Source organism: Campylobacter sp. RM15925, assembly GCF_012978775.1.
GTDB lineage: Bacteria > Campylobacterota > Campylobacteria > Campylobacterales > Campylobacteraceae > Campylobacter_A > Campylobacter_A canis.
Window position 1 is genome coordinate 187,662 of record NZ_LIWP01000002.1, and the last position, 14,513, is coordinate 202,174.

General features: G+C 38.7%; 12 protein-coding genes. 11 read left to right on the top strand and 1 reads right to left on the bottom strand.

The window, feature by feature from the left end; translation table 11 throughout:
* Positions 1 to 906 (bottom strand): L,D-transpeptidase Cds6 family protein, encoded by a 906-nt coding sequence (locus CDOM15925_RS02290; RefSeq protein WP_169940667.1) that lies wholly within the window; start codon positions 904 to 906, stop codon positions 1 to 3.
* Between the two features lie 118 nt (positions 907 to 1,024).
* Between CDOM15925_RS02290 and CDOM15925_RS02295 the strand changes: the two genes are divergently transcribed.
* From CDOM15925_RS02295 to CDOM15925_RS02345, 11 genes are all read left to right on the top strand, one after another.
* Positions 1,025 to 1,474: a copper chaperone PCu(A)C gene (locus CDOM15925_RS02295; protein ID WP_169940669.1), complete on the top strand. Its 450-nt coding sequence runs from the start codon at positions 1,025 to 1,027 to the stop codon at positions 1,472 to 1,474.
* A 1-nt stretch (position 1,475) separates the two neighbouring features.
* Complete coding sequence (locus tag CDOM15925_RS02300; RefSeq protein ID WP_169940671.1) at positions 1,476 to 1,943, top strand: hypothetical protein; 468 nt, start codon at positions 1,476 to 1,478, stop codon at positions 1,941 to 1,943.
* Between the two features lie 9 nt (positions 1,944 to 1,952).
* On the top strand, positions 1,953 to 2,498 hold the full coding sequence (locus CDOM15925_RS02305; RefSeq protein ID WP_169940673.1) for an SCO family protein: 546 nt from the start codon (positions 1,953 to 1,955) through the stop codon (positions 2,496 to 2,498).
* Positions 2,499 to 2,971: 473 nt separating this feature from the next.
* Positions 2,972 to 4,360, top strand: coding sequence for a C4-dicarboxylate transporter DcuC (gene dcuC / locus CDOM15925_RS02310; protein WP_169940675.1), 1,389 nt, complete (start codon positions 2,972 to 2,974; stop codon positions 4,358 to 4,360).
* Between the two features lie 9 nt (positions 4,361 to 4,369).
* Positions 4,370 to 6,145: a gluzincin family metallopeptidase gene (locus tag CDOM15925_RS02315; RefSeq protein ID WP_169940677.1), complete on the top strand. Its 1,776-nt coding sequence runs from the start codon at positions 4,370 to 4,372 to the stop codon at positions 6,143 to 6,145.
* A 342-nt stretch (positions 6,146 to 6,487) separates the two neighbouring features.
* Positions 6,488 to 7,477, top strand: coding sequence for a putative transporter (locus CDOM15925_RS02320; protein WP_169940679.1), 990 nt, complete (start codon positions 6,488 to 6,490; stop codon positions 7,475 to 7,477).
* A 169-nt stretch (positions 7,478 to 7,646) separates the two neighbouring features.
* Positions 7,647 to 8,285: a nucleoside recognition domain-containing protein gene (locus CDOM15925_RS02325; protein ID WP_169940681.1), complete on the top strand. Its 639-nt coding sequence runs from the start codon at positions 7,647 to 7,649 to the stop codon at positions 8,283 to 8,285.
* Entirely contained in the window at positions 8,282 to 8,746 is a 465-nt protein-coding gene (locus CDOM15925_RS02330) for a YjiG family protein (RefSeq protein WP_169940683.1), read from the top strand. Before CDOM15925_RS02325 ends, CDOM15925_RS02330 begins: the two co-directional genes overlap by 4 nt.
* A gap of 11 nt (positions 8,747 to 8,757) precedes the next feature.
* Positions 8,758 to 9,876, top strand: a complete 1,119-nt coding sequence (locus CDOM15925_RS02335) for a M20/M25/M40 family metallo-hydrolase (protein WP_169940685.1) — start codon at positions 8,758 to 8,760, stop codon at positions 9,874 to 9,876.
* A 177-nt stretch (positions 9,877 to 10,053) separates the two neighbouring features.
* Complete coding sequence (locus tag CDOM15925_RS02340) at positions 10,054 to 11,133, top strand: GGDEF domain-containing protein (RefSeq protein WP_169940687.1); 1,080 nt, start codon at positions 10,054 to 10,056, stop codon at positions 11,131 to 11,133.
* A gap of 174 nt (positions 11,134 to 11,307) precedes the next feature.
* The coding region (locus CDOM15925_RS02345; protein ID WP_169940689.1) for a retention module-containing protein at positions 11,308 to 14,513 on the top strand (3,206 nt) is incomplete at its 3' end.

Sequence of the window (14,513 nt, forward strand, 5' to 3'; positions counted from 1 at the left end):
TTACCTCTCCGTTATGATCTTTGCTTTGCCGTTTTCAAGCCTTACATAAAGCTCTTTTTTGCCGCTAAATTTATGCGACGGAGCTTTATAATCCTCATGAAAAATAACTCTATAAATTTTTAAATTTTCCACATTCGGATAGGGAGTAACGGCGAAATTTGAGAATTTTATCTCTTTTTGTTCGTTTTTAGCAAAAATTCTCTTTTTAAATTTCACAAATTCACTAAAATTCATCCCGTCAAACCGTACAAAATCCTTGGAATAAAATTTCAAATATCTATCTATATCATTACTCTTCCAAGAGCTCTTCCAGCTAAACACAAGAGCCATTATTTGGGCTATATCATCATCATTTGCAACGGTATCATGCCTTTCATCGATAAGCACCAAAGCGCTAGCTTGTATGACTTTGCCGAATTTCAAAAGTCTATCGTTATCCATCGCCACACAGCCTCTTGTCCTAATCTCATTATCGCGTCTGCCGTCCATAGGAAAGCCGTGTATCCAGATACCGCTGCCTGTTTTTTTAGAGATTTTATCAAGTAAATTCGGATACGAAAGTTCAAATGCAAGCGGTCCGTAGTATCGATCCGGCGGGGTGAAGCGACTCGTGATATCATATACGCCCACAGGAGTTTTTAAATCACCCTCTTTTTTCTTATCGCCCTTTTTGCCGGTGATTACGTTTTGAGTAAATTTCTCGTTTAAAACGCCGTCTTCATAAAAAAACGTTCGCATATCTTTCGTGTGTTTATTTACCGTGATTATCGTAGTTTTAGCTTCATAATAACCAAATTTCAAATCCTTGCCGACAAATTTATCCTTCCAGTAACCGATATCTTTCAAATTTTCCGTGCTAGCAAAAGCAAAGACGGCAAGCGTGCAATATATAAATAATTTTTTCAAACAAAACCCTATGCAGTGATAATAAAAAGCCCAATTATAGCACAGCGAGTTTAAATTTTAAAAAATATATTTTCTGATATAATTTACATTTGTTAATAAAATTTTAAAAGGGTAAATGATGAAAAAAATGGCGTTATTCTGTGCTTTGACCTTGGCTTTTTGTGTGGCAAATGCAGCCGATATTGAAGTTTCAAACGCTTTTGCAAAAGCCACTCCTCCGCATGTAAAAAATAGCGCGGCTTTTATGGATATTAAAAATAATACGGACAAAAACATAAAACTGATCGCGGCAAGCTCAAACATCTCAAAAACCGCCGAACTGCACACTCATAAGCACGCAGAAGGCATGATGCAGATGATTCAGGTCGATGATATAGAAATTCCTGCCAAAAGCGAGGTAAGCCTCAAACCAGGCGGACTTCACGTGATGTTTATGAATATATTTGCGCCCGTAAAAGACGGTGACAAGATAGACATAACGCTTGAGTTTGACAACGGCTCAAAAGTTGAGCTTAAAGATGTGATTGCCAAACCGGTTATGAAAAAAGAAAATATGAGCAAGCACTAAGATGAATAAAAAAATTATAGCCGCACTCATTTTTGCCGTAGCCTTTGTGGCGGGTGGATTTTATCTGTTTAGCGAGAAATCACAAAATCAAGAGAGCGAATTTGCCGAAGTTGATACGAATTTAACTCCGCTTGAATGCGATATGAACTCAAATTTCTCATGCCCTGTCAAATTTAAAGGCAAAACGATAAATTTCAGCCTCTCGCCAAGACCTGTTTATGTGATGCAGCCCGTGTCCATGTGGATAGAGGGGCTCAATGAGCTAAATTTCAAAGAACCGAGTCTAGAAATTCACGGTGTAAATATGGAAATGGGCGTGATAAAAGCCAAGCTCGAAAAAAGAGAAAACGAATACAAAGCCGATGTCGTGCTAAGCGCATGCATAATAAGCCTGATGAGATACCGCTTTGAAGTGCTTGACGAGGGCAAAAAAACAGGGCTTTACATAGACTTTGACTTAAAACAATAAGGAGCCAAGATGAAGCTTTTTTCTTCGATCGTCGTGTTTATAATGATCATCTCCGCAGGAGTATTTTTAGGCATCAAATACGCAAACGGAGGAGTTTACAACTTCAGCGCCAAGAGCGTTAACGGCGATGTAACTCTAAAAAGCTTTGACGGCAAATATAAAATCATTTACTTTGGCTTTGGCTCCTGTCCCGATGTCTGTCCTGCTACGCTTGGGCTTGTTAGCAGCGTACTTGGCGAGATTAAAAGAGATGATATCGTAGTGCTTTTTATCACGCTTGATCCCGAGCGCGACACGCCACAAGCGATGGATGAATACGCCAAATACTTCTATCCCAACTCCTACGGACTTGTCGTGGATAATCTAAAAAAAGTAACTCAAACTTACGGAGCTAAATATAAAAAGATAAGACTTGAAAAATCAGCTATGGATTATTCGGTAGCTCATAGCTCGTCGATATATCTGCTTGATAAAAAAGGTAAGCTCGTAAACGAAGTTTCAAATTTAACCATAGAAAATATAAGAGATAGTATTAAAGAGCTGGTAAAAAACTAATAATCCTCATCATGCATTTCATCTGATATAACGTATATAATGCCTACTAAAAGTAGAGCAAGAAGTGCGGCTAAAATAATCTGAAGCATTTAATCCCTTAAATATAATCTGGTAATTATATCACAATTATTTTCCCTAAAAATAAGCTATAAATTTTGGCATATTTATTTAATGAATGATAAAGATTTTATTTATTAAGCAACCAATCTTAGATAGTTTATCGCTTTCATATATAAACGCTTTTTATGCAGATATTAAATTTAAGCTTTTAAAAATTTATTAAATTTACAAGAAAAGCAGGATAAAATTCAATGTATGAAAGATACTTTTAAAAAGCTACAAAAAATAATAAATAAAACTAAAAATTTAAGAAACAAAACAATAAAACAAATTTTAATAACTTCAAATTTACCTCAAATTTCACTAACTGCAAACAAAATTTTCAAAACAAATTCACACAAAAAGGAGATCAAATGCTTGGCGTTATCATCGGTTCGGTAGTGCTATTTATCGTGGGCTGGGCGATTATCAAGGGTAAATACGCTCCGCTAACGCTATTTTTATCGGGCGTATTTATGCTTATTTGTTCAATCGTTCTTCAAACTGGCAAATTCATGCCTAAAAAAGCTACGCCTACAGGCAACGAATATCTGGATATCATAGAATACATCAGGTATATGTTTTCAGACCGCATGGCTGATCTTGGACTTTTGATCATGTTCATGGTAGGTTTTGCGACCTACATGACGCATATCGGAGCAAACGGTGCGTTTGTGTCGCTTACTACGGGGCGGCTTGCAAAGATAAAAAGCCCGTATTTTATGATATTTGTGGCATTTGCCATAGCAAAACTTATAAGCATGGTTATCACAAGTGCCGCAGGTCTTGGCGTGCTTTGTCTTGCGCTTCTTGGGCCTATTCTTATCTCACTTGGACTGAATAAACTCACAGTGGGCTCAATCTGCTGCATGTCGGGTGCCGCTTCTATGGTGCTAATAGGCGCTTCAACCGCCGCTTCGGCCAAGGCTACTTCGCTTTCGCTGCTTGATTATGTATTTTTGTACAAAATTCCAGCCGCCTTGCCGACTTCCATAGTAATAGGCATCGCGCTAGTTTTTTGGAATAGATATTTAGACAAAAAAGAAGGCTGGGCGCCTAGCGAGCATGTAGGCGATACGATAGAATTTGACGAAGCTACAAAGCCGCCTACCGCAAGTGCGCCTAAAATTTACGCCATATTGCCGTTTTTGCCGATGATATTAGTCGTGGTATTTTCCGAATACTGCTTAAAATCAATAAAGCTAAACATCTCGGCTATCATCTTACTTTCAGTCGTTATCGCGATGTGCTTTGAAGCTATAAGACATGGATTTAAATTTGATCCTTTAGCGGAGGGACTAAAAGTCTTTTTGCAAGCCATGGGACGCAGTTTAAGCGGAGTGGTTGCTCTCATCATCGCAGCAGGAGTCTTTGCTCAAGGATTTAAATCCCTTGGCATGCTTGATAGCATTGTAAGTCTTGCAAATACGCTTGGGCTTGGAGGATTTGGCATGTCGGTCGTATTTGTGCTCATCACGACTGTAGTTGCCATAATCGCTGGCTCAAATGGAGCTAGCTTTTATCCTCTTGTCGAGCTTGCGCCTCAAATCGCAACCAAACTCAACGTAAGCCCCGTGATGCTTGTTCTTCCTATGCATCAAGCTTCAACTATCGCGCGCCCGTTATCGCCTGTTGCAGGAGTGGTGGTAGCCATAGCCGGAATGCTAAAATGCAATCCGCTAAGTCTGGTAAAACGCTGCTCGGTTCCTGCCATAATGGGACTTATCAGCCATCATATATTTGTATTTTTACTTGTGCTTTAAGGAGTGGTTATGGAGGAGCAAACCCTGCCGCAATGGAGCTTTGATGATGCTTATGTCGGTTTTGAGCATGAGAATTTTGCTCGCTCGCTAAAAGGCGCAAAGGATATAATAAACAAGGCTTTGAGCCTGATTCATTCAAAGGAATTTTTAGTTAAAGATCTTGTAGGGCTTTACGAGGAAGGCTTTGACAAGCTATCTTCTTTAAAGGCGTTTTGTCGCTGCAAAATGAGCGAAAACACCAAAAACGAACAAGCTATCGCGATAGAGTCAGAAATTCAAAGCGAAATTTCAAAACTTGAGATGATCAAGCAAGAGATGATGGCTAAATTTAGCAAACTAAGCGATGAAGAGTGGGAAAAATTTGGACTTTCGCACTGGAAATTTTACTACGAAGAGCAAAAAAACAGCTGGAGTCAAAATTTAACAAATAAAGAAATTTTTAGCGAGCTTGAGCAGAGCAATTTCACGCCTATTTATGGAATTTTTATTCATTTGAACAATCTAATAGATATTAAGGCTGCTGATAGCTTGGGTGAAACGAAAAGCTACGGCTTTGCAAAGTGCGCGGGAATTTTAAAAGGTTCGCCAGACGGCGTCCTTCGCCAAAACATATTTAACGAACTTAGCAAGCATTATCAAAAGCATGCGCCTGTTTATATCGATGCTTTAAATATGCTACACGGATTTAGGCAGGCCAAATTTAAAGATGCCAAATGCGATATTTTCCTGCCGAGTTTTGAGCAAAACAAAATAAGCCCACAAGCCGTCAATGCTATGTACTGCGCGCTTGAGAAGAGAGCTGGCAAGATAAGAGAGGCTGTAACGCTAAGAGCAAGCTATCTTGGCAAAGAGCTTATGAGTGCGTGCGATCTGCTGGCGCCTTCACCGTTTTCCGGCAAGTCGCAAATTCCTTATACTGAGGCAATAGATACTATAAAATCGGCTTTAGGCGAAGAAATTTCACAATTTATAAATTTGATGCTTAAAAATCGCTGGATAGAAGCAAGCGTAAAAGAAAACAAAGCCGCGGGCGCCTTTTATACGAGGTTTAACGAACTTAAGCAGGCTAGAATTTTTTCTAGTTACATGGGCACACAAGCTCATATGATACAGCAAGCCCATGAGCTTGGGCATGCGTGGCACTACTGGATAATGCGTGATATGCCAAGCATTCAGACGGAATTTCCTATGAGTTTAGCCGAAATCGCAAGCACGTTTAACGAGGCTGTACTAAGAGAATACATAAAGAAAAACGCAGATGAAAATTTGCTATTTGATATCCTTTGGCAAGAGCTTAAATCGGCTGCAAATTTCATGCTTCATATTTCGGTTAGATATAGCTTTGAGACCGACTTTATAAAGGCTAGAAGCAAAGGCTTGGTAACGCCAAAAGAGGCAAAAGAGATGATAAAAAACGCTTGGCAAAAGTGGTATGGCGACAGCACGCAAGATATGGAGGAGTTTTTGCCTTATTTTAAGCTGCATTTTTATAAAACCGATCAATACATCTACAATTACCCTTACACGGTCGGATATCTCATATCGCAGTTTTTGATAGAGAAATTTAGAGCCAAAGAGCCCAATTTCTTTGAAATTTACAAAGCGTTTTTAAGAGATACCGGCAAAATGAGCGTAGATGACATCATCAAAAAACACTTTGATAAAGATATAAAAAACAGCGAATTTTGGCTTGAATGTATCGATGGTGCACTTGGTTATGTTAAGGAATTTAAGGGGCTAGATAAAAGCAAAAAATTAAAAATTAGTATTTTACCTGTAACTTGATGAAATTTTGAAAACATTTGAACGGCTCTTATTTGAGGATATCAAAGTGATTGATGTGTAGTGGTTTTTTAATTTTATGAAAAAAGAAATTATCAATTAATATATACCTCTAATTAAAATTTTTTGATCTTCGGAGCAGTAGTACAAAATATATTTGGTAAATTTAAGCTTATTTCTGAAGTATAAATTCATATCAAATGCTATTTTACTACTTAAAATAGACTATTTTATTAGTTATAAATTAAAAAGCGATAACTATTTTTAATACTATTATTTTCATAGTTTTTATGAAATATTTAAACTTTTTTTAGTTATCATTATCCGTTTTTCAAAGGAGATAAATTGTTTTCATCGTTTTTTAAGAGCAGAAAATGGGCGTGGTGGGCATATCTTGGAGTTTTATTTTTACTCCTTTCGCTTTATATACAAACAGATATAAACGTAAAGATAAACAACTGGTACAAAGAATTTTACGATATGCTTCAAAAGATAAAAGATCATAATATAAACGATTTTTGGAGCAGCATCAAAGATTTTTGCTATCTTGCGTTTCCGTATATTTTTATCATCACGATCACAAATTATTTTACTAGAATTTGGACGTTTAAATGGCGCGAAGCTATGACTTTTGACTACTTGAAGTATTGGAGAAGCGTAGAAAAAGATATAGAAGGTAGCTCGCAACGTATCCAAGAAGATATTTATAGATTTGCAAGGATAGTAGAAAGCCTGGGGCTTCAAGTAGCTAGAGCCATCATGAAGCTAATTGCCTTCATACCGATACTTTGGGGTCTTAGCAAGGGCGTTGATATACCTTACCTAAAAGACATTCCCGGCTCTCTTGTGTGGATAGCTCTTATAGTTAGCGTAGGCGGTCTTGTCATATCTTGGTTTGTGGGTATTATGCTTCCGGGGCTTGAATACAACAACCAAAAAGTCGAAGCGGCTTTTAGAAAAGAGCTGGTTTACGGAGAGGACGATAAGAAAAACTACGCGCACACGGAAACTCTAGCAGAGCTTTTTACGGGGCTTAAATTTAACTACAACAAGCTATTTTTGCACTACGGGTATTTTGATGTGTGGATCAACTTCTTTAGGCAACTTATGGTGATAGTTCCGCTTATCATTATGGGACCGGGACTCTTTTCGGGACTTATCACGCTTGGCATTATGATGCAGGTAAATAACGCATTCTCACAGGTTAGAAATTCATTTTCGGTCTTTATAAACAACTGGACTACTATCACCGAACTTCGCTCTATACACAAGCGTCTAAAAGAATTTGAAACAAATATCGGATATAGACATCAGCAAACCACAAGCGGCGAGTAAAATGCTTGCCGCCTTAACTTAAATTTAATCCAAATTTGATTCATTTTAAATCTAATCTTAAAATATAAATTTAAAAAATATTTTTATTATTGACTGCTATTTTTAACTCTTTATTAAGTCTTTTAAATGTATATTTGTATTACATTTACTTATCTACCAAGGAGGCTTAATGCAAGAGACAAGAGATACCAAAAAGCTGATTATCGGCACCGTCGCTTTGATAGCGGCTATAGTTTTCTTTGGCGGCTTCACCAAAGATATTGCAGGCGGAATTTTTGACTTCAGTAAGCTCACGGGTCAATTCCCCGAGTGGTTTAAGACTGCAGGCGGAACTAGTGCAAAAGGCGGATTTTTATTTGCATTGAGCCTCGTTCCTAGCGTTATGCTTGCGCTTGGATTTGTTGCGATATTTGAAAGATACTACGCTTTATATGCAGCTTCGGCTTGGCTTACTCCTATATTAAAGCCTATGATGGGGATCCCCGGAGCTTGCTCGATATCGCTTATGGCAAGCACTCAAAGTACCGATGCCGGTAGCTCTACGGCAAAATTTTTGCGTCAAGAGGGCAAGATGACACACAAGGAACTTTTGATATTTGCGGCGTTTCAATTTAGCGCGGGAGCTATGATTACGAATTTCTTAGCATCTTTTGCGCCGTTACTTGTGATACCGGATAAAAACGGGGCTTTAGCGCCCGCCTCTATCGCGCTTTGCCTCGGTATAATCTTTGTTTTTAAAGTTTTTGGTGCAAATTTAATGAGACTTTATGTCAAAAAATTCGTAAAAGACGACGAGGATGAAGTATGAGTGATAAAACAAACAATAAACTACTAACGGACGTATTTGTAGAGGGCGCAAGAAAAGGTTGGGATATCGCCATACACAACACTATCCCAAATGTTTTGATGGCATTTGTCATCATATATATATTAAACGTATCCGGAGCTCTTAAAATCATAGGAAACTACCTTGGCTTTATCATGGTGCCGCTTGGGCTTCCCGGTGAATCCATAGCCGTATTTATGGCTGCGTTTTTAAGCTGGGGAGGCTCGGCGGGCGTACTTGTAGCCTTGGTTCAAGCAGGCACGTTAACCGCAGGCGACATAGCCGTATTGCTTCCAGGAATGGCGCTTGTAGGCTCAACCGTGCAGTATATGGGTAGAGTTTTAGGCGTGCTTGGAATTCCGGGCAGACACTATGCGGTGCTTTTTGGAATTTGTATCCTGAACGCCTATCTTGCGATGTTTGTAATGAGCATCATCGTCTAAAAGGAGTCATGATGAAACAAGAAGAGTTGGCTCAATTTTTAGATGAACTTAAACAGCTAACGCAGATAGAAAGCCCTACTTCGCATATAGAGGGCGTAAATTCGGTCGCAAAATGGTTCATAGATAAAGCAAATTCGCTAGGGTTAAAGCATAAGATAATCAAGCTTAACACCGATAAAGTGGCTGACTGTTTGCTGATATCAAACAATCCTGAAGCGCAAAATTTCGACATACTTTTTGTGGGGCATATGGATACGGTTTTCCCTGTTGGCTGGGGTAAAGATGTGCCTTTTAAAGAAAATGACGGCAAGATAAACGCACTTGGCGTGATAGACGATAAGGCGGGTGCTTTGCTATCTTTATACGTCATAAAAGACCTTGATCTAAGCAAGCTTAATGTGGCGGTATTTTTAAATTCCCACGAAGAAACGGGCTCAAATTTTACAAAAGATCAGATAAGAGAGTATGCCAAGAAGTCAAAATATTGCCTTGTGATGGAGCCTGCCAGAGAAGACGGCTCGATGGTAGCAACCAGAAAGGGTATGCTTGCCTACACGGTTGAATTTCACGGAGTCTCGGCACACGCAGGAAATCATCCTGAGCGGGGTCGCTCGGCGGTAGTTGAGGCGGCAAATTTCATAGTTGAGCTTTCTAAATTAACCGACTTTACCGCGGGACACACCTTTAACTCCATAATGACAAACGGCGGAACAGCGCAAAACGTAGTGCCTGATTTTGCTTCGGTAAATTTTGAGATGAGATATAAATTCGCCTCTTCGGTTGAGTTTTGTAAGCAAAAGTTAGATGAAATTTTAAGCAAGCCTTTTGTCCAAGGCGTAACGCATAAAAAAATTCTAACAAACGAAGAAGGTCCGATGATAGATGAGGCGAATTTGCCAAAGATCAAAGCGGTATTTGATGAAGTTGCAAAAGAAAGCGGAGTCAAAGTAAGCTGGGTCGATGCGGGCGGATTAAGCGACGGAAACATCGCATCTTCGGCGGGTTGCCCTACTATAGACGGACTTGGGCCTACAGGTGGCAACATGCACTCAAAGAGCGAATATCTAGTCGTAAACTCAATCGTGCCAAAGTGCAATCTAATCCTAGACGTCATCAAAAAGATAGTATAAATTTACTTTAGTAAAAGGGCTAAATTTAAACGCTCTTTTACTAAAATTTCTTGCAATTTCATACAAAAAAATAATTAATAATTAATAAAATAGCTTGTATAATAATTTTAACGGATTTTATACAGTATGCAAACCAAAGGTATATGACTTTAAATTTATACTTAGCGGAACACGAAAATGATAGCTTATGATAAATTAAAAAAATCTCTACATCATACATCAAAAGCGCCGTTTTACTTCTGGCTTATTCTAGTCGGATTTCTTATACATGTAGTGTTTGAGTTTATATTTTTATATAACGGCAATAAGCTGATGATGACTTATAATATCATTAGTATAATCGTATTTGGCGGGGCTTTGAAATTTTTACAGCGGCACCAAAAGATAGCCGTACTTACCTGTTTTATAGAAGCGACCGTTTTTATAACCATTTCAACGATAAATCTCGGCTGGCATATGGGCTTTCAAACTTGGTTTGTGCCGTTTATAATCCTTTCCATAACGGTTCCTTTTAAAGAGCGCGGAGTTTTTTATTCGCTAGGAATCATTCAATCGATCCTATACATATACTTATACTTTTCAGCCAATCTTAAAATCCCTATCTTGCAGATAAATTCAGCCGATGATCTGCTAGTTAGGCTTAATATAATCTTTGCATTCATACTTATATTTTTCGTAGAGAGGGTGCTTAAAATTTCAAAAGCGATGGAGATGGTATTTTTAAAAAACGAGATCGAGCATATAAAAAATATCGTAAAAACCGATGAGCTTACGGGGCTTACGACGAGAAGACAGATGAACGATATACTAAAAAGTATTGATATGACTCAAGAGAAAAACGAGGGAAATTTCTATCTGATTTTTGGCGATATAGATCACTTTAAGGCGGTTAATGACACCTACGGACATGAGTGCGGAGATGTCGCACTGGCCGAGATATCGGCTATTTTAAAAAATGAGTGCAGGATAAATGACATAATCTCTCGATGGGGCGGAGAAGAGTTTTTGATACTGATTAAAAGTGCGGGCAAAGAGGACAAGCTAAGTAAAGAAAAAGTCGAGAAAATTTTAAATCGTATACGCAAAAAAATAGAGCAAAAAATCATAAAATACGAGGATATAAGATTTTCAGTAACCATCACTTTTGGTGGCGTGAGCTCTTTAAATTTTAACAACATCCAAGATATGATCAGAGCGGCTGACGAGCAGATGTACGTAGGCAAGAAAAATGGCAGAAACAAGGTTGTTATACAGTAAATGCTACATTTTTCTGCAAATTCCGATGCTTGATGCAATATGGATTTTAAATTTATATATTTTGTAAATTTGAAAAAATACTACGATTTTTGGATACTGTACCAAAGTACAATATATTTATATCCTTATTTATGGCTATAATTCTTACACAAAATTCAAAAAGGATGTTTAAAAATGCAAAATTTAGCAGGGATCATAAAACAAATTTCAGGCAATGTCATAGTGATAGATGCCAATGGGAACCAAAGAGTATTAAATGTGGGTGATAAGATAGCTATCGGAGATAAGGTTGTTACGCTTACCCCAGACTCAAAGGTAATTATTGCTACTATGAACGGAAAAGAAGTTGCTATACTTGGCAATGACGAGCTTGTCTTGGATCAATCTTTAATAGATTCAGGCTCTAATAGTAATGTATTAGCCGATATAAGCGGGTTACAAAAAGCTATTTTAGAGGGTCAAGGGGTTGAAAATTTAGAAGCTACAGCTGCAGGCGGTGGCACCGGAAGCAATAGTTTAGATGGAACTAGCTTGTCATCAACAAATTTTACCGATTCAGGTAGTATTAGTAACGTATTTGAAGGTTTTGGTGATTTAAACAATACTACACAACCACAGTTTCAAACATCTTCATCATTAGGATCAACCGCCACTAACAATACGGCAGAGCAAAGCAATCCTTTAATAGAACAACAAAATTCGACCGAATCAAACAGCTCTACAGAAGATACTAAGCCTAACGACTCAAATGAACCAAATAATCCAACTCAACCTGAGCCAAATGAGCCTACTCAGCCAAGCAATCCTAGTGAGCCTAATCAACCGAATAATCCGACAGAGCCTACCGAACCAAGTGAACCAAATAAACCAACTCAACCTGAGCCAAATGAGCCAAATCCGATAGAGCCTGCCGAACCAAATAATCCAACTCAACCTGAGCCAAATGAGCCTACTCAGCCAAGCAATCCTAGTGAGCCTAATCAACCAAATAATCCTGATAATCCTAGTGAGGCAAACGAACCGCAACCTGTAACACAGATAGAAATTCCATCTTCTGCGTATGTAAGGGAGTTGTCGGTATATAACGACGATAAAGTTATAACAGATAATAGACCTAATATAGAAGGAGTAACTCTAGCCGATAGCTCTACAGCCGAAATAGGTGGCAGAAAAACTAATTATTTTGAGGCTTTAAACAGTGAATTTGACGCCGATAAATCAAGCAGTATAGGAAACAACGTAAAATTTGATTTGAGTGATGATTCGGAGTTATCTCCTTGGTTTACAAAAACTCTTCCTGAAAATTTTAAAATAGAGGTTAGCAAAGCAGAAAAAGGCGAAGGAAAAGTAGAATTTGAGAAGGCTTATTTAAAAGTTCCTGAAGGGCAAGAATTTACCAAAGAGGACGGCTGGTATACAAATTCTAATAAAACCTTAATAATAGGCTCAGATAATGCAAAAGGACTTGTTATCACAAACGAAGCCGGCAAGGATAACCCTGACTACGAAGGCAAAAGAGTAATAGTCCTAGAAAACGGTGCTACTCCTCCTAGAATCTTTGGTGGAGATAATAGCGATGATATAACCATAGACGGAGTTGATGTTGAGTTTGTCTCTACCGGAACGGGAGATGATATAGTGGCTTTTAAAAACGGCGCAAAAGTATTGACCGATATCAATACAGGCGACGGAGACGATCTGGTAACAGTAGAAGGCGAAAATACATCCGTAGAAGGTAGTATATTTACAGGTGCCGGAGATGATGATATAAACATAGTTGATTCTAAAGTAAAAGGCTCCATAAATAGCGGTGCAGGCGATGATGATATCAAGATAGACAATGCGACGGTTAAGAAAAACATTTACGGCAGAGACGGAGACGATAATATAACATTAGAAAATCAAGCAAAGGTCGGCGGAAATATAGAGGCCGGCAAGGGGGCTGGAGAGATAAATATTCTTGACGGCTCGGTAGTGGAAAGAAGAGTTAGAAGCGGTATAGAACAAGAGCTTAACACCGAAGGAGACTCTGCTGAGGATCATGATTTTGCAGGCAATGTAAATGTAAGAATAGAAAATTCAACCGTCAATCAATCAATAGACTTAAACGGAACAGGACATAGAGAGATAACTCTAGACAACTCTACCGTTCACGGAAGCATACACGCAGGAGATTATTCAGACTCTACGGTAAAAGTTATAAACGGCTCCAAAGTAGGATACAAGATAATAGGAGAAGGCGGAAGCGATCACATCATCGTAGAAAATTCACAAGTTGGAGTAAGTCCGCATTCTCAGGCAAACGATGTGGCAGTTATCTTTGGCGATGGTGGGAAAACAGCAGGAGGAGATGATACTATAGAGATCAAAAATTCTACGATCCACAACAATATTTACGCAGGAGCGGGAAATGATGTCATTAATACTAGCGGTAGCCAAATAAAAGGAAAGATATTTGGCGAAAGCGGAGATGATGAATTAACCGTATCAGGCGGATCTGTAGATGCCATATACGGTAATGAAGGCAATGATAATATCACCGTTAATGACGGAGCTAACATACCTAATACCATAGAAGGTAACGATGGTAACGACACTATAAGTATTGCCGGAACGGGAACTATCGTAAATCAAATTCACGGTAACTCAGGCGATGACTATATACAGATATCTGATGGTGCTAAAATTTTAAGAGAAGTAAATTCTGGAAATTCTACTGATTTAAATCTTGATACTCCAAATTTAGGCTCTACCACTAACAAAGCAGCTCACGATAAGATAGTGATAGAAAATGCCATGGTAGGAGATAAAGACAGTAACGGAAATGCGACTATGACAGGATACGTCTACACTAACGGAGCAAGCGAAGTTATCATAAAAAATTCTACTGTAACAGGCGATATTGAAGCTAAAAATCCGCTTTACGAACAAAATATAAAAGTTAGCGAAGCTTCTGTTGTAGGAGGCAGCGTAAAAGGCGCGGACGGCGCCAAAGATAGCGTAACGGTAGAAAACAGCGAGATAAAAGGCAATATCGATACTCGCGGCGAAGATGATGTTATCAATGCAAACAAAGCTGCTATCGGAGGCGAAGTCCTAGGCGGAGCGGGAAAAGATAATATCACAGTATCAGGAGGATCGGCTAAAGCCGTGCGGGGCGGAGACGGCGACGATTCTATAACCGTAACGGGAACAGAAAAAGACGATAATGGCAAGGCGATTGGAGGCGGAGCCAATATATCAGGCAATGTAGAGGGCAATAAAGGAACAGACACTATAGTATTTGACGGTAAATCTCAAGCGCAAAATGTCTTTGGCGGAACGGGTAATGACACTATAACCGTCTCGGACGAAGGCACTTTCGTAAGAAATATCGTATG

Excerpts from the sequence above, each read along its gene's own strand:
- CDOM15925_RS02335 (WP_169940685.1), top strand. The coding sequence starts at position 8,758 with ATGAAACAAGAAGAGTTGGCTCAATTTTTAGATGAACTTAAACAGCTA.
- dcuC (WP_169940675.1), top strand. The coding sequence starts at position 2,972 with ATGCTTGGCGTTATCATCGGTTCGGTAGTGCTATTTATCGTGGGCTGG.
- CDOM15925_RS02340 (WP_169940687.1), top strand. The coding sequence starts at position 10,054 with ATGATAGCTTATGATAAATTAAAAAAATCTCTACATCATACATCAAAA.
- CDOM15925_RS02325 (WP_169940681.1), top strand. The coding sequence starts at position 7,647 with ATGCAAGAGACAAGAGATACCAAAAAGCTGATTATCGGCACCGTCGCT.
- CDOM15925_RS02315 (WP_169940677.1), top strand. The coding sequence starts at position 4,370 with ATGGAGGAGCAAACCCTGCCGCAATGGAGCTTTGATGATGCTTATGTC.
- CDOM15925_RS02305 (WP_169940673.1), top strand. The coding sequence starts at position 1,953 with ATGAAGCTTTTTTCTTCGATCGTCGTGTTTATAATGATCATCTCCGCA.
- CDOM15925_RS02330 (WP_169940683.1), top strand. The coding sequence starts at position 8,282 with ATGAGTGATAAAACAAACAATAAACTACTAACGGACGTATTTGTAGAG.
- CDOM15925_RS02295 (WP_169940669.1), top strand. The coding sequence starts at position 1,025 with ATGAAAAAAATGGCGTTATTCTGTGCTTTGACCTTGGCTTTTTGTGTG.
- CDOM15925_RS02300 (WP_169940671.1), top strand. The coding sequence starts at position 1,476 with ATGAATAAAAAAATTATAGCCGCACTCATTTTTGCCGTAGCCTTTGTG.